This is a genomic window from Caulobacter sp. 1776 (assembly GCF_040545685.1).
GTDB lineage: Bacteria > Pseudomonadota > Alphaproteobacteria > Caulobacterales > Caulobacteraceae > Caulobacter.
This window is the reverse complement of the sequence record NZ_JBEPMI010000004.1, coordinates 399,739-418,988: the sequence shown is the minus strand read 5'-3', so window position 1 is coordinate 418,988 and position 19,250 is coordinate 399,739. Positions and strand designations below refer to the sequence as shown.

General features: G+C 68.3%; 18 protein-coding genes. 2 read left to right on the top strand and 16 right to left on the bottom strand.

Translation table 11 applies throughout. The annotated features are described in order from the left end of the window. Position 1 precedes the first annotated feature (1 nt). A complete protein-coding gene (locus ABIC66_RS13380) occupies positions 2 to 2,674 on the top strand; it encodes an exo-rhamnogalacturonan lyase family protein (protein WP_354070772.1) in 2,673 nt (890 codons plus the stop codon). On the opposite strand, the gene ABIC66_RS13375 is transcribed toward ABIC66_RS13380, so the two are convergent. The 11 genes from ABIC66_RS13375 to ABIC66_RS13325 all read right to left on the bottom strand — a co-directional run bounded on the left by ABIC66_RS13375 (position 2,654) and on the right by ABIC66_RS13325 (position 13,288). Then, a complete protein-coding gene (locus ABIC66_RS13375) occupies positions 2,654 to 3,343 on the bottom strand; it encodes a DUF6250 domain-containing protein (RefSeq protein WP_354070771.1) in 690 nt (229 codons plus the stop codon). The two genes, ABIC66_RS13380 and ABIC66_RS13375, sit on opposite strands and share 21 nt — an antisense overlap. Beyond that, a complete protein-coding gene (locus ABIC66_RS13370) occupies positions 3,340 to 4,728 on the bottom strand; it encodes a rhamnogalacturonidase (RefSeq protein WP_354070770.1) in 1,389 nt (462 codons plus the stop codon). Before ABIC66_RS13370 ends, ABIC66_RS13375 begins: the two co-directional genes overlap by 4 nt. Then, complete coding sequence (locus tag ABIC66_RS13365; protein ID WP_502910347.1) at positions 4,725 to 5,666, bottom strand: alpha/beta hydrolase; 942 nt, start codon at positions 5,664 to 5,666, stop codon at positions 4,725 to 4,727. The genes ABIC66_RS13370 and ABIC66_RS13365 overlap by 4 nt, the downstream gene beginning before the upstream one ends. A 34-nt stretch (positions 5,667 to 5,700) precedes the next feature. Further along, entirely contained in the window at positions 5,701 to 6,921 is a 1,221-nt protein-coding gene (locus tag ABIC66_RS13360; protein ID WP_354070769.1) for a rhamnogalacturonan acetylesterase, read from the bottom strand. Between the two features lie 120 nt (positions 6,922 to 7,041). After that, entirely contained in the window at positions 7,042 to 7,872 is an 831-nt protein-coding gene (locus ABIC66_RS13355; RefSeq protein ID WP_354070768.1) for a helix-turn-helix transcriptional regulator, read from the bottom strand. Between the two features lie 7 nt (positions 7,873 to 7,879). Beyond that, positions 7,880 to 8,872, bottom strand: coding sequence for an alpha/beta fold hydrolase (locus ABIC66_RS13350; protein ID WP_354070767.1), 993 nt, complete (start codon positions 8,870 to 8,872; stop codon positions 7,880 to 7,882). Between the two features lie 5 nt (positions 8,873 to 8,877). After that, positions 8,878 to 9,030 carry a hypothetical protein gene (locus tag ABIC66_RS13345; protein WP_354070766.1) on the bottom strand — a complete coding sequence of 51 codons (153 nt, stop codon included), beginning with the start codon at positions 9,028 to 9,030 and terminating at the stop codon, positions 8,878 to 8,880. 95 nt (positions 9,031 to 9,125) lie between these two features. Then, a complete protein-coding gene (locus ABIC66_RS13340) occupies positions 9,126 to 9,935 on the bottom strand; it encodes a DUF4198 domain-containing protein (RefSeq protein ID WP_354070765.1) in 810 nt (269 codons plus the stop codon). A gap of 3 nt (positions 9,936 to 9,938) precedes the next feature. Beyond that, entirely contained in the window at positions 9,939 to 11,117 is a 1,179-nt protein-coding gene (locus tag ABIC66_RS13335) for a DUF4331 family protein (RefSeq protein WP_354070764.1), read from the bottom strand. Positions 11,118 to 11,156: 39 nt separating this feature from the next. Further along, a complete protein-coding gene (locus ABIC66_RS13330; protein WP_354070763.1) occupies positions 11,157 to 12,158 on the bottom strand; it encodes a flippase-like domain-containing protein in 1,002 nt (333 codons plus the stop codon). Then, entirely contained in the window at positions 12,155 to 13,288 is a 1,134-nt protein-coding gene (locus ABIC66_RS13325; protein ID WP_354070762.1) for a glycosyltransferase family 4 protein, read from the bottom strand. The genes ABIC66_RS13330 and ABIC66_RS13325 overlap by 4 nt, the downstream gene beginning before the upstream one ends. A 444-nt stretch (positions 13,289 to 13,732) precedes the next feature. On the opposite strand from ABIC66_RS13325, the gene ABIC66_RS13320 reads away from it, so the two are divergent. Continuing rightward, on the top strand, positions 13,733 to 14,491 hold the full coding sequence (locus tag ABIC66_RS13320; protein ID WP_354070761.1) for a phosphocholine cytidylyltransferase family protein: 759 nt from the start codon (positions 13,733 to 13,735) through the stop codon (positions 14,489 to 14,491). Here ABIC66_RS13320 and ABIC66_RS13315 read toward each other — a convergent pair. Genes ABIC66_RS13315 through ABIC66_RS13295 form a run of 5 tightly spaced genes read right to left on the bottom strand, consistent with a single transcriptional unit; the run spans position 14,488 to position 19,112 of the window. Further along, positions 14,488 to 15,246, bottom strand: coding sequence for a nucleotidyltransferase family protein (locus ABIC66_RS13315; protein WP_354070760.1), 759 nt, complete (start codon positions 15,244 to 15,246; stop codon positions 14,488 to 14,490). The two genes, ABIC66_RS13320 and ABIC66_RS13315, sit on opposite strands and share 4 nt — an antisense overlap. Further along, a complete protein-coding gene (gene bcerS, locus ABIC66_RS13310) occupies positions 15,243 to 16,397 on the bottom strand; it encodes a ceramide synthase (protein ID WP_354070759.1) in 1,155 nt (384 codons plus the stop codon). The genes ABIC66_RS13315 and bcerS overlap by 4 nt, the downstream gene beginning before the upstream one ends. Beyond that, a complete protein-coding gene (locus ABIC66_RS13305) occupies positions 16,397 to 17,461 on the bottom strand; it encodes an LptF/LptG family permease (RefSeq protein WP_354070758.1) in 1,065 nt (354 codons plus the stop codon). Before ABIC66_RS13305 ends, bcerS begins: the two co-directional genes overlap by 1 nt. Continuing rightward, positions 17,458 to 18,678 carry an LptF/LptG family permease gene (locus ABIC66_RS13300; protein ID WP_354070757.1) on the bottom strand — a complete coding sequence of 407 codons (1,221 nt, stop codon included), beginning with the start codon at positions 18,676 to 18,678 and terminating at the stop codon, positions 17,458 to 17,460. The genes ABIC66_RS13305 and ABIC66_RS13300 overlap by 4 nt, the downstream gene beginning before the upstream one ends. After that, a complete protein-coding gene (locus ABIC66_RS13295; RefSeq protein ID WP_354070756.1) occupies positions 18,675 to 19,112 on the bottom strand; it encodes an HIT family protein in 438 nt (145 codons plus the stop codon). The genes ABIC66_RS13300 and ABIC66_RS13295 overlap by 4 nt, the downstream gene beginning before the upstream one ends. Positions 19,113 to 19,250 lie beyond the last annotated feature (138 nt).

The window sequence follows — 19,250 nt, the reverse complement described above, 5'->3', positions numbered from 1 at the left end:
CGTGACGGTTTCGCGACGGGAGGTCCTGGGTTCTGGCCTGGCGCTTCCCGCGGTCCTCGGCGGAGCCGCGGAGGCCAAGGCCGCCGCGCCGCCTTCCGCCGACCTGCACTGGCTGGGCGATGCTCCCCCCGGCGCGCCTGGCGCGGCGGTGTGGGGCGCGCCGTGGCCGCGCGGGGCGCTCAAGGCCAAGACCGCGCTGACGGCCATCGGCGTCGACGGACAGGCTCTACCGTTGCAGACTTGGCCACTGGCCTATTGGCCCGACGGTTCGTTGAAATGGACCGGGCACGCCGTCGCCGGCACGGCCCCCAAGGGCTTTCAGGTCAAGCCAGGCAAGCCCGCGGTTCCGGCCAAGCCCATCCAGGTCCGCGAGACGCCGGAGTGGATCGAAGTCGCTACCGGCGATCTCGTCTGTCGGTTCGCGCGAACGGGCGGCGCGCTGATCGAGAGCGTCGGCCTGGCGGGGCGCGAGACCCTGCGGGGCGCACGCCTCGTCTGTCTGAACCAGATCCTGCCACCCGACGACCTGGGACCGCGCGAGACCCAGGTCTTCGACGGCGTGGTCCAGGCCGCGACCGTCGAACAGCGCGGTCCGGTGCGGGCGGTGGTCCGCATCGACGGTCGTCATCATGGCGCGGGCCGAGACTGGTTGCCGTTCACGGTGCGCGTCGCGGTTGACGCCCAGGGACGGCTGACCCTGACTCACAGCTTCGTCTTCGATGGTGACGGGAACAAGGACTTCATCGCCGGCCTTGGCATCCGCTTCGACGTTCCGCTGACCGATGAGCTTCAGAACCGCCACGTCCGCTTCGCTGGAGAAGGCGAGGGGATGTGGGGCGAGGCTGTGCGCAATCTGCCGGGCTGGCAGCCCGCCAAATTCGCCCTGGCGGACAAGTTTCCCGATCAGCTGCGCGGCGAGCGCGTTCCCGCTCTCGCGGCGATGGATGGGAAGACCCGCGACCAACTGCTGACCGTGCCCGCCTGGGACAGTTATCGTCTGTTCCAGGGTGACGCCGACGCCTTCGCGATCGACAAGCGCACCAACACCAAGAGCAGCTGGCTACGCGCCGACCACGGCGGCCGCTCGCCGGGCTTCGGCTATGTCGGCGGCGTCTCTGGGGGCGTGGCGTTCGGCGTCCGCCACTTCTGGCAACGGCATCCGACCGGGCTGGAGATCAGCGGGGCCACGACCGACGCGGCGACCGTCACGCTATGGCTGTGGTCGCCCCAGGCCGGGCCCATGGACCTGCGCCACTACAGCGACAAGGCCCACGGCCTGGAAATCCAGTACGAGGACGTCGAGGAGGGGCACAGCACCCCGCTGGGCGTCGCGCGCACCAATCAGGTGTTCTTGTGGCCGGTCGCCGCCACGCCGACGCGCGAAACCCTTTCGGCCATGGCCCGGACGACCTCCGAGCCGCCTCTGCCCGTCTGCACTCCGGCCTATTACCAGAGCTGCGGCGCGTTCGGCGTCTGGGCCCCGGTCGACCGCTCGACGCCGGTGAAGGCCAAGCTGGAAGCCGAGCACGAGCGCCTGCTGGGATTCTATCAGTACGAGATCGAACAGCGCCGCTGGTACGGGTTCTGGGACCACGGCGACGTGATGCACACCTACGACCAGGACCGGCATGTCTGGCGCTACGATGTCGGCGGCTACGCCTGGGACAACAGCGAGCTGGTGCCTGACCTCTGGCTATGGACGGCGTTCATGCGCACCGGCCGCGCCGACGTATTCCGCATGGCCGAGGCGATGACTCGCCACACCGGCGAGGTCGACGTGCATCACCTGGGACCGTTTAAGGGCCTGGGTTCTCGCCATAACGTCAACCACTGGGGCGACGGGGCCAAGGAAGTACGGATCAGCCAGTCGCTGTTGCGCCGCCACTACTACTACCTGACCGCCGATGAGCGGACCGGCGACCTGATGGCCGAACTGGTCGACGCCGACCACGCCCTGGCCGCGGTCAATCCGGTTCGCAAGGTCGCCGCCAAGACCGACTATCCCACCCAGGCCCGTTCGGGCCCCGATTGGTTCGCCTTCGCCAGCAACTGGTTGGTGGCCTGGGAGCGGACCAGCGACACGCGCTGGCGCGACAAGATCATCAAGGGCCTGGACGCCATCGCAAGCTCGTCCCACGGCATGTTCAGCGGGCCGCCGTTCGGCTACGACCCGACCACCGCGACCCTTCACGACCTCGGTACGGCCTTCACGACCAGCTACCACCTCGTGACGATCATGGGCGGGGCCGAGTTCGTGTTCGAGCTGGATGGGTTGATCGACGACCCGGCCTGGACCAAGGCCTGGGCGCGGTTCTGCGCCTACTACAATGCTCCCCAAGCCGAGCGGCAGGCGGCCCTGGGACCGACCGCCGTCGATCGTGTGTTCGGCTATCCCGTCTGGCATGCGCGCCTGACCGCCTGGGCGGCCAAGAAGCTGAACGATCCGGTCCTGGCCCAAAGAGCCTGGAAGGAATTCCTGACCAAGACCAAGAGCGGACAGGAAGGTCGTCCGGCCCTAATCCAGCGCGTCGCGGGAACGGCGGTGCTGGAGCCGATCGACGAAATGGCCAATGTCTCGACAAACCAGTCGTCGCAGTGGGCGTTGAATCTGTTCGAACTGCTGGCCCTGGTCGGTGACGCCGCGCCGGCGGCGCTACCTCCCGGCTGGGAGTAGGCTAAAGACCGCGAAATTGCGGATCCGCAGGTGGCTCTGGGTCGTCCGTAGGCCGAACCAGCCGCGCGCGTAGGGCTCCGGATCGCGATGTTCGAACAGGCGGCGATCGTCGTTCCAATATTCGATGCGCTCGCCGTCGGCGACGAGCCGCACCCCCGTCCAGCGATTGGGCGTCAGCATCTCGTCCGCCGCCGCGTGGTCGTGTCGCGGCAGCAGCGGCCGATCGCCAGGCTTGCCGATGTAACGGCGGAAGCGGGTGGTCGTGTTGCCGTTGCCGCCCTGGCCCACATAGTAGGTCTTCAGGGTGTCGTAGTCGGCGAAGGCGCCAGAACGGGGATGCGCCAGCGGTGAGGAGCCATCGAGCTCGCGCGCCATCCAGAATGCGTTGAGGTCGCTGACCCGGTCGTAAGGACCGCCGGCTGAAACGGCCTGGGCCTCGTAGGCGATCGCCACCGGCCCGACCAGCTCGCGCTTGAACCAGACCGTGAGGCCCGCCGCAGCGACGATGTCCAGCACTCCGCCCTTGGCCACGACCGTCGCCGGCTTCTCGGCCTCAATCGTCCAGTGTTTCATCCCGTGGCGGAAATCGTCCGCGAACAGTCGGCGGCCCTGGCCCGCGAAGGGCGTTGCGGCGAGACCGGCCAGCAGGGTTCGGCGATCGAGGATCATGGCGCCTCGCGGACGTTTTCGAACAACACGGCGGGACGGGCGTCCGGCGTCGTCGTCTCGATGGTGAGGTTGTCGATCTTCAAGCCGTCGACGTGCCGCGCCCACAGGCCGTGGACCGGGGAGGGGCCGAACATGCTGGGCTCGGGATAGGCCTCGGGCAGGTCGCCGGGACGGCGCTCGGCCCATTCGGCCGGCCCACCGCCGCGATAGGACAGGCGGATGTTCGACAGGGTCACATCCCGGATCGGCGAGTCCGGGAGGCCGGCGATCGTGGCGGCGTAGTCGGGCAGGACGTCGAAGGCCTCGATGTCGCGCAGCACGATATCGCGCATTGCCCCGAGCGACGTGTCCTCGGGTCCGCGCCGCCGGTCGCCGACCCGTAGGAAGATCGGGGCGGTCGTCACCTCGTGCATGTGCAGCCGCTCGGCGACGACGTTTTCCATGGCCCCACCATCGACCACCTCTAGGGCCAGACCCCGCGAGCGGACAAAGCGGCAGTCGCGGATCGTCACGTCCCTGAAGCCGCCGTTGGACTCCGTGCCCAGCTTGATGCGACCGGTGACCCGGTCCTGGTCTGGCGAGACGAGCTGGGTCCGGCCGAATGTCCCGTCCAGCATCGTGCCGAGATCGAAGCCGCTGACCTCACAGTGCTCGATGATCACGCGTTCGGTCGGCAGGCGTTCGCCCAGCGCCAATGAGCTCTTCAGCACGATGGCGTCGTCGTTGGGCGTGTTGACGCGACAGCCGCTGACCAGCACGTTTCGGCAAGCGTCGATGTCCAGGCCGTCGCGGTTTGTGTCGACGATCAGGTCTCGCAAGACCAGGTCCTCGCAGCCCGTCGCCAGCACCGCGAAATGACCGCCGCGGAAGATTGTCAGGCCTTCGACCCGCGCGCGCTTCACCCGCTTGAGGGCGATGGCCTTGTTGCCCAGACCCGCCATGGCTTCGACCGCCGGCGACAGCTCGGCCATCGCCTCGGCCGAGAGGCCGGCCATGCTAAGCGGGAACTCGCCCGCCTGCTTTTTCCAGCGCGAGCCGGGGCCTTCGCGCGTCAGTCCCGCGCCGTCGATCCGGCCGGGGCCGACGATGGCGACATCCTCGAGATTTTCGCCCCAGATCAGGCTGTTGCGCCAGTGGCTATGGCCGAAGTCCTGCCAGAGGTCGTGTGGATTGGGCTCGGCCGGGTCGTAGGCGCCGCCGTGCTGGGTCGGATCGGCGGCCTCCAGCACGCAGCCTTCCTCCAGCTTCAGGGTGACGCCGCTGAGCAGACGGATCGAGAACGACAGGTGGCGGCCCGCCGGCAGCACCACCTCACCGCCGCCGCGAGCATGGGCGTGGGCGATGGCGCCGTTGATCGCGTCGGTGGCCAGCCGCGCGCCGGTCACGCGTAGAGGCCGTGCCGCTTGAAGAAGGCGTCCAGCGCGGTCATCGCCGGGGCCAGCTGGCCGTCGGGCGTTCGCAGGCCGAAACCGTGGCCGCCGACCTCTTGCAAGTGCATCTCGACGGGGATTTTCTTGGCGCGCAAGGCTTGCCACATCAGCACGCTGTTCTCGACCGGGACGACCTTGTCGTCGGCCGCGGCGGCGATGAAGGTCGGCGGCGTATCGATGGGCGTGTTCAGCTCGACCGAGACGGCCTGGCGCTGGGCGTCGGTCGGATTGGCGCCGAACATCTCTTTCACCGAGCCGCCATGGGCATAGGGTTGGGTCAAGGTGATCACCGGATAGAACAGGCCGGCCGCGAACGGGCGCGTCGGCAGCTTGTCGGCGCCGTCGACCGCGGCATAGGTTTCGCGCGCGAACTGGGTGGCCAGTCGCGCGGCGACGTGGCCGCCGGCAGAGAAGCCGATCGCCGCCACCTTGGCCGGATCGACTCCGATCGTCGGCGCGCGCGCGCGGATCAGGCGCATGGCCCGCTGGGCGTCTTGCAGGGCCACGTCGGGGCCGGCCGCCCAACCATCGGCGGGCAGGCGGTAGTCCATCACGAACGCGGTGATCCCCAGGCTGGCCAGCCAGGCGTCGATCGGCCCGCCGTTCTTGCCGACCGCCACGCGGCGATAGCCGCCGCCGGGGATCATCAGCACGGCCGCGCCGTTCGGCTTGGCCGGCCGGCGCATGGTTAGCCAGGGCTTGGTCACGTTCAGGAAGGCGGTGTCGTTGGGATCGCCGCCCGGCGTGCGCAGGATCACCTGCTCGGTGACGGTGACTTTCTCCCCCCCGGGCGCGCCCTTGGGCCAGAGGTCGACGGTCTCGATGGTCGGGGCGGTCTCGGCCGCGCGAGCCATGGCGGGCAGCGTCGCCAGGCCGGCGGCGAGACCGAGCAAGGCGCGGCGGTCGGTTTCAATTGCCCCATTTCTTCTAGTTTCCACGGGGAGATTCCTGGCTGCGGGCCGCGCTGGGCGGCAGTGTGAAGGCGTCGGGCGAGGGCGGCTTCGCCGGGTCGAACGGCGGCAGGTCGATGGTCAAGTGCGTGGCCAGATCTGGCACGCTATCCCGGACCCCCTGGACCACGCAGCGGGCCAGTTGATAAGCGCCGTAGTTGTCGTGGTGCGTGGCGTCCTTGCCGCCATCGTTGAAGGCTTTCCAGGCCTGGTCCGGACCCAGCGCTTCGTAGAAGACGGCGCTCATGGCGTGCAGGTCGATCAATGGAACGCCGAGCTCCTTGGCCGTCTCGCGCACGGCTTGCGGGTAGTCGCCATGGGTGTTCACGATCTTGCCGGCCGCGTCGAACTTGCGGCGGTGCATGGAGGTGACCAGCACAGGCGTCGCCCCGCGCCGCCGCGCCTCGCCGGCATAGGCCCGCAGATAGTCGCGATAGGTGGTGGCGGCCTCGACATAGGTCTGGGGCCAGTTGGCCTTCTGATCGTTGTGGCCGAACTGGATCAGCAGCCAGTCCCCGGGCTTGATGCGGCTGAGGATCTTGTCCAGCCGGTGCTCCATCAGAAACGACTTCAAGGTCTCGCCGGACTCGGCGTGGTTGGCGATCGAGATGTCGGGCTTGAAAAAGCGCGGCAGCATCTGACCCCAGCCGGCGGCTGGCTCGGCGTTCTGGTCGGTGACCGTGGAGTCGCCGGCGAGGAACACGGTCGGAACCGTGACGGGCTCGATCCGCAACCGGCGCACGGCGGCGGTCGGGCCGCAGAACTCCAGGGTCAGCTTATCGTCCCAGTCGAAGCTGCTGGTTTCACGCGGATTCAGCAGCACGCGCGTACCGCCCGGGGCGTTGGCCGGCGGCGGCGCGAGATCGGGGCGGCGAACATTGACGATGATCGCGCGCGTCTCGGTCTTGCGGGCGCCGACCCGGACGCCTTCCAGCATCAGCCTGCGCGCTTCGGCCTTCACCGTGGTTTCGGAGGCCTTGTCGCCGCCTAGGTCCAGGGTGACGCGATAATCGCCCTCGGGGACGCGAACCGAGAACAGGCGGTCCGAGCCGGACTCGAAGCCGTGGCCCAGGGCGGGGTCATAGGGGCCGATGGATGTCGTGAAATCGAAGGCCCACACGGGCGCGACCTCCCTGGCGAGCGCGGCGCTCGGCGCGAGGACGAGGCCCGCCAGCAGCGAACGCCGATCCAGGATCATGCCGCCTCCCTACGCGCCGTGTCCGTCGCCTTGGTAGCCCCCTGAGAAAAGGCTTTCAATGTCAAAATGCAGGATATTATCTCGCAATATGGGAATATTGCGTCGGCGGCGATCACTGCATCAAGCGCTGACCGAGCGCTGAAACTCCGCCGGCGTGCGGTCATAGGCCTGCTTGAACGCGGCGCTGAAGTGACTGTGGCTGGAGAAGCCGAGGTCCAAGGCCAGGTTGGTCAGGTGGTCGTAGCTGTTCAGCAGGTCCAGCGCCCGGGCCAGGCGCAGGCGCAGCTGGTAGCGATAGAGCGGAACGCCTTCGACCTGCTGGAAGACCTGGGTCAGGTAGACGGGCGACACGCCGACCTCATCGGCGATCTCGGCCAGGGTCCAGCGACGGCTGAGGTCCGAGGCCAAGACTAGTTTGGCGCGATCGACCAGCTTCTGACGGCCCCAACTGGCGGCCGTGGCGTGCGAGGTGCGTTCGCCCAGGGCGCGGCGCACTAGGGTCAGGCTCAGGGTCTCGGCCTCGAGGGTCTCGATGGTCCCGCGCGACAGACTGTGGCGCAACAGGGCGACCAGGGCCTGGGCGCGGGGGTCGATGCCGCGGCGCTGCTTGTCGAAAGCCACTTCCGGTCCGCCGCGGGTCTGGTCCTTGGGCGTCAGCTCGGCCAGCATGGCCGGGCTGAGCGACAGCGACAGGCACGCGTCGCCGCCCTCGACCGGATGGCTGATTTGGAAGCCTTCCTCGTTGTTGAGGAACACCACCTGGTTCGGCTCGGCCACCGTGTCGCGGTCGCGCCCGAGGTGATGCATGAAGAGTCCGCGATAGGGGAAGACAAGGTGCGCGCCGTGGGCGCACTCTTCGTGGCTCTTGTGCCGGCACGTCCCGTCGCAGACCACGTCGTACAACGACACGGTCGGCGTATCGAGCAGTTGCTGGACCTGGTAGCCGCTCATGAGCCCTCTACGCGACCTTCCACAGCAGGCGCGCCTCTTCGGCGATGATATGGGGATACTCTTCCGGGAAGAACAGCTTGGCTTCCGGAATTCTGCGCACACCCTCCACGCGCAGCAGGACCCGCGCCAGATAGTCCGCGTCTTCCTTCGCGAAGATAGTGTCGCTGATGCCCCAGATGATCCGGACGGGGATGTCCAGTGTGCGCAGGGAGGCCTCGACCCCGGCCAGGGGATTGGGCTTCAGGCCCAGAGCGTAGCGGTTGGCCAGGTCCTTGCGCTCGATCGACTGCAGCAGGGGGCCGAGATACTGGTCGATGGCCGCGTCGGTGGGGTGCTCGGGATTGGCGAAGCACATGCCGCCCAGGCCGTCGGACGCGCGGCACTTGGCCTTGTCCTTCAGCCATGGGGCCAGCCAGGCGTCGGGCCAAATGCCCATCTCGGCTAGCTCGAACACCGGCGTCATCGCCGGCGGCGGGCTGTTGGGCTCGACGTCGCAATTGGTCAGCAGCAGCGTGCGCACCCGCTGGGGGTGGCGGATCGCGAATAGCTGGGCGATCGCGCCACCGCTGTCGTTGGCGACCAAGTCCACCGTGTCGACCTCGAGCGCGTCCAGAAAGGCGACCAGCATCTTGACCTGGTCGTCCGGCGTCACCGACTTGCCGGGCAGGACTTCGGTGAAGCCGAGGCCCATGGAGTCGGGCGCCAGGCAGCGGCGGACCTTCGACAGGCGATCGATTGCGCCGCGCCACTGGAACCCACTCAGCGGAAAGCCGTGCAGGAACAGGGCCGTAGGGCCGGTTCCTCGGTCGATATAGGCGGTGCGGCCATAAGGCGTGGCCTGGAAGCGGCGCTCGCGGGTCCAGCGCTCGGCGGCGTCGGAGTCGTCCTCCGCGTCGAAGCCGTGCGCGAGGACGGTGGTGGCGAGGCCGCTCAGCAGGGCCGTGGCGGCGAGGCCGGTCGAGGCCGCGAGCCAGCGGCGGCGGGTCAGGTTGAACGTCATGGGACTTAAGCTTCCGATCCGGCGATGGCCGCCTGGGCTTCGCCCAGCGCGAGGGCGCACGCGTTGCAGCAGACCTCGACGGTCCGGCCGCCGATGGTCACGGTGATGATGTCAGCCTCCAGCTCGCAATCGCAGGCGGCGCAGGTCTTGGAATCCATGGGTGTCTCCTTGGAATGTCCCCGTGGGCGGCGCGCCGGGGGGATGTCTTGAAAGGACGTGACCACACCGGGACCCAACTTCGCTGTCAGGATCTTTAGCGATCACCGAGGCTGAGGCTGGAAAACACGGTCTCGAAGTCGACCTCGGCGTCGGACGGCAGGGGGCGGGTCGAGACGACGGTCAGCAGCCAGGCGCCGTGTGGCGGAACCTGGAAGCGGGCCCGACCGGCGGCGTCGGTGCGATGGGTCTCGACCGGCGCGGCGTCGTGGGCCAGGTCCGTCAGCTTGACTAGGGCGCCGGCCAGCGGGCGTTCGTGCTGATAGACGCGGACCGGCACCTCGGACGACCGGCCCAGCGCATAGGGATCGGCCTCGGGTACGATTTCCAACGGCAGATCCAAGGGCGCGAGGCTCGTGGCGGCCCCACCGGTTCCGACCTGGACGATGGCCTTGGCGACGCGACTGTAGCGCTCCGAGCCGTCGGCGGCCTCGCGACCCTGCTGGCGACGGAGCTCCTGGGCGTTCGTCAGACCCTCTGTTTCGAGATGAAGGTTGAAGCGTTCGGCCGGCAGATGGCTTTCGGCGCGGTCGTCGGTGGTCAGGATCACCACGTACTGGCCGGCGGCGGGCAGGCGCAGGCGGCCATCCTCGTCCGTTTCGCCTGGATGCAGGTCGCCGCTCAGGTCGAGACGACCTTCGGGACCGAGGGCCTCGAAGCGGACGATGCGGTCCTTGCGGATCGGCGAGCGCTGGCGCGCGCCGCCATGACCGACCTGAATGGTCAGGGGCGTGGCCCCGCCGACGGCCATTTGGAAGGCCCGCGGCTGCAGCCAGAAGTCATGGGCGAGGGCGGGTGATGTGGTGAGGACAAGGGCGGCGAGGCCTGAAAGAAAGCGTGCGCGCATGGCTCAGGACCTCGGCGGCGACAGGAACGGGAAGACGGTGTCCGAGACCGGGAGCTCGTCATGGCTCAGCCCGTCGCTGACGCTGGTGTTGGTCCCGTCGACCAGCAGCGAGCGGTAGACATTGACGGCGCTGTAGCTCGGTGCGCGGCCGCCGCAGTCTCCACCGGTCGGGCGCCCGGCCAGCGCCGCCAACTCGACCGCGAACAGCTGGGCGCAACTCTTCGAGGCGCTGTTGACCCACTGTCGGTCGTCGGCCAGCAGCTTAGCCAGGGGCAGGTAGCGGTGCGGCTCGATCCTCGGCGTCGCCAGGAGCTGGTCGCCGCATCGGCCGTCGAAGCCGTCATAGAGGGCCAGGCCCTTCTCGATCTCGGCGACGAACTGGGCGCCGTCGGCGGGCGTGGCGGCGTTGTAAACCTCCTTCATCCGGTCCTGTTCGGCGTCGCTGGCGATCGTGCCGAGTAGGGCGTTGCCGGTCAGCGGGCGGGCGGCGCGATCGATCTGACGCTGCCTGGAGGCGGTGCTGGCCCAGACGCCCAGGATCGGGCCGCCCTTGGCGACGGCCGTCAGCTCGACCTGGACGACGATCGAGGCCGGGGTCCAGCCGGCGAGCAGATTCTGGGCCGGGCCGCCCTTGGTATGACTCCATTCGTGGCGGATCGCCGCCACGGTCGCGGCGTCGAAGGTCGGACAGCCGGCCGCATCGACGGGCGCGCCCGCCCTCAGGGCCACGGCCGCGACGTCATAGGCGGCCCGCGTGCCCCGCACGTTGTTGAAGAAGGGGTCGTCACGCAAGCCCGCGAACACGCGGAAGCGGCCCTTCTGGCTGCGCAGGCCATCGGGCGTCTCGACGGCGCCCTGGGCGACGTCGTCGCCTAGCCCGCAATCGGCTTGGCCCGGCGCTGGGAAGCGGCAGACGATCGTGACGCTAGCCGTCGTCGCGCCGAACCGCCGGCCGCTGTCGATGTGGAAGGCGTAGGTCAGGCGATCCGAGAAGCTGTGGCCGACGATCGGCATGACCAGGTTCAGGCGCCGGCCGTCCGGCGCCATCCAGGCGTAGAGGTCGCCGATGTCGGCGCGGGCGTCCGCGATGACGCTGGGGCTGTCGAGATGGTCCGAAGCGGCGGCGTGGCCGGCTACAAGGCAAGCGGCGAAGGCGGTGGTGGTCCAGAGAGAGAGGCGCATGGCGGCGATCCGGCGGGTTGCTGACCCGCCGGATAAGCCTCAGGCGACCGCCGCTTCGCTGTCGGATTCTTTAGCGATCGTCGTCGGCGCGCGCGTGGTGCGCCAGAGAACCAGGCCGATTCCGCCCAAGGTCAGCTCGCGCAGGCGGCGCAGCAGCGACAGGGCCAGGGCTTGGTCGGGCGTCAGGCCCAGGGCTCCGCCCAGCAGCAGGTAGCCGCCCTCCTGCACGCCCAGGGCGCCGGGGATGGCGAAGCCGACGACCTTGGCCGTCTGGGCCAGACCTTCGACGATCAGGGCCTGCATCAAGGTCGGATTGAGGCCCAGGGCCCACATGGAAACATAGGTCTCGAACGCCCCGGCGATCCAGGCGGCCATGTGCCATGCCCAGGAGGCGAACAGGTTGGCGCGCTGGCGGCCGATGCCCCGGAAGGCCTCGCCCAGTTCGCCAACGCGGCCGGCGATGGCGGTCCAGCGCTGGGAAAATTGACCCAGCCGTCGGCCTAGACCGGCCTTGTGGGCGATCAACAGGGCTCCGGCGATCGCGGCGACGATGCCGACTAGGGTCAGGCCCGCCTGCGCCAGCCGCGGGTCGTGCAGCGTCAGGATCGCCACGACCAGGCTGATCAGCACAAACAACACCAGACCCACCGTGCCGGCCAGGACGTCGACGACACAGCTGGCGGTGGCTTCGGCAAGGGTGAGGCCATCGCGGACCGACAGCTTGGCCCGCACGACGTCGCCGCCGACCTGGGCGACGGGGAGGAGGGCGTTGACGGCCTCCTTGATCAGGCGGACGCGGAACAAGAAGCCGAGGGGCGGCCGTCGATCGGGCGGCAGCAGGACCTGCCAGCCGACCGTGGCCAGAAAGGTGACGGGCAGGTGGGCGGCGACGACCAGGATCGCCTCCCAGCCGACCTGCAGCACGATCTCCCGCACCGCGCCCGCGCCATGAGTGGCCAGCAGCAGAGCCAACAGGGCGACCCCTACCGTCAGTAGCCAGCCCCGCCAAGGCGAAGGCTTGTCCCCCGTCTCCGTGGTCATGCCGCCGAGCGCGCGCGCTGCTCGGGCGCGGCGCCCAGCTCGCGATAGACGTCGAGCACCGATCCGCAGATCGTGCTCCAGTCGTAGCGGGCGCTGGAGATTCGCGCGGCGCGGCCCAAGCGCAGACGGCGCATCGGCTCGGCGACCAGGCCCTGGATCGCGCCGGCATAGGCCTTGGCGTCGGCGCCTTCGATCAGCACGCCGTCCTCGCCGCCGCTGATCAGGGCGCTGGTGCTGGGCGCGCGTGGGCAAAGCACCGCCAAGCCCGCGGCCATGCCTTCCAAACTAGCGTTGCCGAACGCCTCGGTCTGGCTGGGATTGAACAGGATGTCGGCGCTGGACACCGCGCGCCCCAGGGTCTCGCCGTCCAGGTGGCCGGTGAAGATCGCCTCGGGCAGCTTGGCCTCAAGAAACGCCCGCGCCGGACCCTCGCCAATGATCAGCGGGCGGATCGGTAAGCCCCGCAGGCGGATCATAGTCTCGGAGAGAACGTCTAGACCTTTCTCCATCACCAACCGTCCCAGGAAGGCGACGACGATCTCGTGGTCGGCGATCCCCAGCGACCGGCGCCAGGCGGTGTCGCGGCGGGCCGGCGAGAACCGCTCACGGTCAACGCCACGGCCCCAGATCCGCACGCGTTCGCCCAAGCCCTGTTCGCGGAGCAGATCGGCGATCGGGGCGTTGGGAGCCAGCACGCGGTCACAGCCGCGATAGAAGCTGTCCAGATAGCGCTCGGCGCTCGGCCGCAGCCAGTCAAGGCCGTAGTAGGAGAGATAGGTCTCGAACCGCGTGTGCAGGCTGGCCACCACGGGCAGGCCTTGCTTGCGACCCCAACGGCCGGCCTGGGCGCCCAGCAGGTCGGGCGCGGAGAGGTGGATGGCCGTTGGCTGGAAGCGCTGGAGGTCGGCGCGCAGGGCGCGCGTCAGGCCCAGGGCCAGGCGATATTCGCCGCGCCCTGGGATCGCCACCGAGGGCGCCGAGACCAGATCACCGGCCGGTACGAAGGCGGGGGTGTCGGTCGTCGGCGAGTAGACCCGCACCTGGGCGCCGGCCGCGATCATGTAGGCCGCCAGCCGGTTCAGGGCTTGGTTCGAGCCATCCCGCGTGTAGTTGTAATTGCCGGAGAACAACGCCAGGCGAAGGCCTGCGGCGGGTTTTTCTTCAGCAAGCTGACGAACGAATCTTTCCGCGAGCTGCACGACGCCTCCGTTGGTTACTGTCCGAGGCCCCCGCCCAAATCCTCCGTATGACAATGGCCATATGGTGGAATGGTTCAGTTTCCGGAAGGGGCGCCTCGGTGGAAGATTGGACAATCTTCAGGTCAAGCTGAACCGAAGCTGAACCATGGGTCGCATCGATCATCCGGACGTCTCGGCGTCACCCTTTGGCCGCGTTTTTCGAAAAAGCGCCGGCGGGGGCTTGCGCCGCGACCTCATGACCGGCTTTGACAGGCCGAGCGCCCTTGCCGAGAGGCGGGTTCATGCTCAGTTATGCGCTCGCGGCCGCCAGGCGCGCGGTCCAACGATTCCTAGCGGGGCGAAGTCGCCCCGAACCCAGCGAGATTTCGAAACGTCATGCAGCCGGTCAAGACCCTCATCCTCAGCGCCGGCCAGGGCAAGCGGCTGTCGCCGCTGACCGACGACCGACCCAAGTGCCTGGTCGAGCTGGCCGGGCGCACGGTGCTGGAATGGCAGCTGCGCCACCTGCATCAGGCGGGTGTCACCGAGGCGGTGGTCGTCACCGGCTTCCGCGCCGATCTGGTCGAGGCCGAAGTCGCACGCCTGAACCTGCCGGGCATGAGCGTCCGCACGCTCTACAACCCGTTCTACAGCTTGACCGACAATCTCGCGACCTGCTGGCTGGCGCGCGAGGAGATGCGCGGCGGGCCGTTCATGATCCTCAACGGCGACACCCTGTTCGAGCCTGCCATCGCCGAGCGTTTGATCAGCGCTCCGTCGGCGCCGATCACCGTGACGGTCGATCGCAAGGGCTCGTACGATTCCGACGATATGAAGGTGCTGACCGACGGCGACGCCCTGCGCGCCATCGGCAAGACGATCACCCAGTATGACGCCGAGTCGATCGGCTTCCTGCGTTTCGACGTCGAAGGCGCCGAGCTGTTCGTGAACACGCTGGAAGCGATCATGCGCACGCCGGAAGGCCTGAAGCGCTGGTATCTCAGCGTGATCAACGAGATCGCCCAGAACCACGACGTGGTGCGCGTGCGCTCGATCGAAGGCCTGGACTGGGCCGAGATGGACTTCCCGGAGGACCTGGTCGGCAACCGCGCCCTGACCGAGGCCTGGGCGGCGAAGGAAGCGGTTTCGGCCTAGGCTTCGCCGATCAGTTCTCTCACAAGATCCAGGTCGGACGGCTTGTCCACGTCCACGGCGGCAAGGCCGTCGTGCGCCCGCACCGCCGCGGCCTTGACGCCGGCCAGCTTGCCCAGCCGCGTCACGGCCTGGTCCAGGGTCAGCAGACCTAGCGCGTAGCGGATCAGGAAGCTCGGCCCTAGCATCGCGGCGATCTTCCAGGGCTGTTTGCGCAGCGCCTCGACCTTGCGCCAGAGCTGGACGACGCCCATCGCCTTTTCGTCGCGCAGCAAAAAGAGATTGCATCCCGAGTAGCGGCCGTCCTGAAACTTCAGATAGGTCCGCTTGGTCTTTGGCGCGGCTTCTCGAACGCGCGCCTCGGGGGCCAGCAGCACGGCGACGTCGGCCCAGTCGGGCATGTCGGCGAGGAACTGGGTGATCCATTCGGGCTTGAGCAGAGCGTGATCGACAGTGGTCACCACCAGCGGAAAGCCCAGCGTCCCGGCGCCGTCTGCGACGCTTTGGCTGGGCCCCGAGGCGGTGGGCAAGATCACCGCCCTCGTGTCGGCCAGAGCCGCGCGGATGGCCTCGTCATTGGCCGAGACCCCGATCGTGGCCGCGCCGGCCGCTTCGACGGCGCCCAGCACGCGGGCCAGCAGAGTCTGGCCCTGCAGCACGATCAGACCCTTATGGGCGACGCCGGCATAGGCTGCGGCCGGATCGATCTCGCCGCCGCGCGAGCCAGCCAGGATCAGCGCCTTGAAGGGGCTGATCACAGAGCCTTCTCGTAGATCCGATAGGTCTTGTAGTGCGTGCCGCCGACGTTCTCGGCGATGTGGGTCATGGCCTTGTTAGCTTCCAGCACCCACGAAATCTCGTAGCGGTTGTAGCCCAGGCTCATCGCCATATCGCGGCTGGCCTTCATCATCCAGAACGGCAGCATACGGCCGCGCTGGGTGGATGAGAACTTGCGCTTCACCCCCATCAGCGGGATGCGCGCGGACTTCACGCCCTTGACCTTCAGTCGCCACAGCAGCTTGGCCCAGCCGAACGGCAGAAGCTTGCCCTTCAGGTCGGCGATGGCCTCGTTGACGTTGGGCAGGAAGACCACGACGCCGGCCGCCTCGCCGTCGATTTCGGCGAACCAGATCAGGCGCTTGTCGATCACCTGCTTGAGCGCCTTGCCCAGCTGGGCGGTCTCGGCCTCGGTGGTCGGGGTGAAGCCCCAATTGTCTTTCCAGGCGTCATTGAGGATGTCCGTCAACGTCTGGACCTCCTCGTCATAGCGTTTCATGTCCAGTTGGCGCAGGACGACACCGGCGGGCAGGCCGCGCTTGACCCGGCGCTGGGCGATCTCGGGGATGTCGCCGGTCTCGTCGGCCCGGTAGGCGAAGACGTCCTGAGCTTTCACGTAGCCCTGTTCCTCGACGCGCTTGCCAGCATAGGCCGGGTCGTGGCCCATCAGGATCATCGGCGGGGTGTCGAAGCCCCAGACCAGCAGGCCGACCTCTTCGTTGATCGACAGGTTGAATGGGCCGACCACGTGGGTGCGGCCGCGGGCGCGCAGCCAGTCCTCGGCGGCGCGAAACAGGATCTGGAACACCGCCGCGTCGTCCTCGCCGGCGATCATGCCGAAGTGGCCGTCAAGGCGGCCCGGCGCGGGCTGCGGGGTCAGCTGATCGATCTGAGCGCTGATCCGGCCAACGTCGCGGCCGCCGCGCGTGGCGAGGAACAGCTGGACCTCGGCATGTTCGAAGAACGGATTGGTCTTCGGGGACAGGGCCTCCATCCGCTCCATGGTCAGAGGCGTGATCCAGTTCGGATCCTTGGCGTTGAGGCGCGCGGGCAGGGCGATGAACCGCTTCAGTTCATCGGCGGTCTTGACCGGGATGACCGAGAGGTCGGCGTTCGTGGAGTCGAAAGGCATCACCCCTCCAGGGCCAGGAATGTGCGGACGGCGAGGGCGCCGAAGATCGCGGGAGCGGCCCAGACGGCCAGGAACGGGGACAGGGAGCCGGATTCGCCGAGGGCGGTCAGCATGCCGTTGGCCACCAGGAAGAACAGGCCGGCCGCCAGGCCCGCCGTCAGCAGCACCGCGCCTTGGCCGCTGCGGAAGTTGGCCAGGGCGACCGGCGCGCTGAGCAACAGCATGACCAGGGACACGAACGGACCGGCGAAGGCCGCCTGCAGGTGGGTGGCGTAAAAGCTCTCGGGACGGTCTGAGCCGCCATTTTCCAAGGCCCGACGGGCCGAGGCCGCGGTGGGCACGGCGTCGTCGCCGAACAGGCCCTGCACGTCCTGCGGCCGCAGCGCCGTTGGCCAGGTGGTCGTGGTCGCCGTCGAAGTCTGGGCCAGGTCGCCGGCGAAGCGGGTGGTCCGCGGCTGGTCCAGCGTCCAGGCGCCGCCGCCCTTGTAGTGAGCTCGCGTCGCCTCGATCTTCTCGATCAGTATGCCCTTGGCGTCGCGACGGAAGACGGTGACGCCGTTGATGTCGCGACCGTCGGCCGAGGCGCCGGCGGCCATCACCAAGTCGGCGCCGGCGCGGAAGGTGCGGGGGGCGGGGACCTTTCGCTCGGCGACCGGCGTAGTGTTCTTCCACCAGTCGGCCAGGGCCGGATCGGCGCGCGGAGCTAACACTTGGCCACACAGGACGTCCAGAAGCATCACCGCGACCGCGGCGGGGACGGCCATGCCGACGATGCGATAGCCCGACACGCCGCTAGCGCGCATGGCGACGACGGCGCTTTCACGGGCCAACTGCGAGAAGGCGAACAGACCGCCGGCCAGCACCGCGATCGGCGCGACCTGCTCGAACAGGCGCGGCAGGCGCAGGGCGGCGTAGAACGCCACGCCGGCGACGCCCAGGCCGCGGTCGAGGATGTCGTTGGTGACGTCCAACAGGTCCAGGATCTGCAGGATGGACATCAGGATCAGGGCCGCGCCGAGGATGCGGGTGGCGACGGTCCGCAGGACGTGGAGCTGCAGAATCATGCCGCTTGTCGCTTCTTCGGGAGGGGCAGGGCGCGGACAAGGCGCGCGACCAGGTTGTTGATGCGACGGACCGTGCGCGAGACCGGCGTGTCGCCGGGGCGCGTGCGGCTGCCGATGAATAGCCACAGGCCCAGGCCCGCGAAGATGCCGAACGGGACCCAGATCGCCGGGAAGGGGGGGATCTTGCCGGACGAAGCCATGCTCTGGCCCAGCAGCAGGGCGTGTTGGAAGGCCAGGAGCAGAACCCCGGCTATGACTAGGCCCGGCGCGCGGTTGCCGCGCTTCGACGCCAAGCCCAACGGGAAGGCCAGCATCGGCAGGAACGGCAGGAAGGCCGCGCGCGCCAGCCGCCCGTAGAATTCGCTCATCAGTGTGGCTTTGGGGACGACCGGGTGAGGCGACTTCGCCTGTTTCACTAGTTCGCCCATGGTCAACTCGCGTTCGTCGCCGCCGCGATCGCGCAGCAGCGCCGCCGCCGCCGCCAGAGGCGTCTGGGTGGTCAGGCTGCTGAAAGCCAAGTTGCGATAGGCGCCGGTGGCGTCATGGCCGATGCGGCGCCCTTCGCGCAGGTCCATCGTGATGGTCTTGCCATCCGGGTCCATCTTCAGGTCGGCCGAGGCGGCGGTGATGATCTCTTCCTGGCCGCGCGCGTCCAGGCGACGGATAAACACCCGCGTCAGGCGCTGGCCAGCCATGTCGGCGCTGTCGGCGGTCAGCAACGAGCCTTTGTCGTCGATGAAGGCCCCGCCTGCTAGGCGTCCGTTCCAACCGGCGTTGATCGCCGCGTGCATGACCGCTCGGTAGGTGTAACGGCTGTAGGGCTGCATGTAGCCGAAGACGCCCAGGCTGAAGACAGCCAGGAACAGGCCGACGAGCAGGAACGGGGCGGCGATACGCTCCAGCGACTGGCCGCTGGCCAGCAACGCGTCGATCTCCGAGCCGTCGGACAGCTTCACGATGACGATGAACAGCGCCACGAAGAAGGCGACCGGCAGAGCCAGGCCCAGATAGTGCGGCACCAGATTGACGGCCAACTGCGAGACGTAGCCAAAGCGAGCGCTGCTCTGGGACAATGCGTCCAGCAGGCGCAGGATGCGCTCCAGCAGAAGGGCCACGACAGTGACGCCCAGGCAGCCGACCAGCGGCCAGACCAGCAGACGCAGGAGGTAGCGGTCGATCAGGCGAAGACCGCCTGCTTGCAGGTCCTTGGCGCTCACGCCTGAACCCAGGCTTGAGCGAAGCGCTTGGCGAGCGCCTCGACGCCCTCGGCCGAGAGCTCCACGGCGGCGCCCAGGGCGGGCGCGGCGGGCCAGCCGGCGTCCGGGAATGCCTGACCCCCGTGCTCGCGAATCCCGGCATAGCGGGGCAGCACATGGAAGTGGACGTCTTTGTCGACCATCATCAGCATCAGGTAGTTGATCTTCTCGTAGTCGACTTCCGCCTTCAGAAGGCGCTCAATCCCGGCCACCGCGACTTGGAGGTCGGCGAAGGCGGCGGGACTCACTTCCGAGAACGCCTGGACAGCTTCCTTGCACACCAGGACCAAAGACCCAAATGTCGGTTGCTTAGGACGGACGAGAATCAACCAGTGATCTGTCTCCGCGATCTTGGAACCGGGATAGCCGAACGCCAGGGCGGTTGGATTGGTCATGAGAAAGCCGGAACTTCGGGCTGATGTCGGCCCGGAATCTGTTGGTTTGGATGAAATCCTCCAAACCAACAGATTCCAGATTCAAAAGTTTGGAGCGCGCCTTAGCGCGCTCTGTGCGTAACAATAGGGATGCGGCCT

Coding starts and splice junctions, on each gene's coding strand:
- ABIC66_RS13375 (WP_354070771.1), bottom strand. CDS start 3,343: ATGATCCTCGATCGCCGAACCCTGCTGGCCGGTCTCGCCGCAACGCCC.
- ABIC66_RS13360 (WP_354070769.1), bottom strand. CDS start 6,921: ATGATCCTGGATCGGCGTTCGCTGCTGGCGGGCCTCGTCCTCGCGCCG.
- ABIC66_RS13355 (WP_354070768.1), bottom strand. CDS start 7,872: ATGAGCGGCTACCAGGTCCAGCAACTGCTCGATACGCCGACCGTGTCG.
- ABIC66_RS13350 (WP_354070767.1), bottom strand. CDS start 8,872: ATGACGTTCAACCTGACCCGCCGCCGCTGGCTCGCGGCCTCGACCGGC.
- ABIC66_RS13345 (WP_354070766.1), bottom strand. CDS start 9,030: ATGGATTCCAAGACCTGCGCCGCCTGCGATTGCGAGCTGGAGGCTGAC.
- ABIC66_RS13340 (WP_354070765.1), bottom strand. CDS start 9,935: ATGCGCGCACGCTTTCTTTCAGGCCTCGCCGCCCTTGTCCTCACCACA.
- ABIC66_RS13335 (WP_354070764.1), bottom strand. CDS start 11,117: ATGCGCCTCTCTCTCTGGACCACCACCGCCTTCGCCGCTTGCCTTGTA.
- ABIC66_RS13330 (WP_354070763.1), bottom strand. CDS start 12,158: ATGACCACGGAGACGGGGGACAAGCCTTCGCCTTGGCGGGGCTGGCTA.
- ABIC66_RS13320 (WP_354070761.1), top strand. CDS start 13,733: ATGCAGCCGGTCAAGACCCTCATCCTCAGCGCCGGCCAGGGCAAGCGG.
- bcerS (WP_354070759.1), bottom strand. CDS start 16,397: ATGCCTTTCGACTCCACGAACGCCGACCTCTCGGTCATCCCGGTCAAG.
- ABIC66_RS13305 (WP_354070758.1), bottom strand. CDS start 17,461: ATGATTCTGCAGCTCCACGTCCTGCGGACCGTCGCCACCCGCATCCTC.
- ABIC66_RS13295 (WP_354070756.1), bottom strand. CDS start 19,112: ATGACCAATCCAACCGCCCTGGCGTTCGGCTATCCCGGTTCCAAGATC.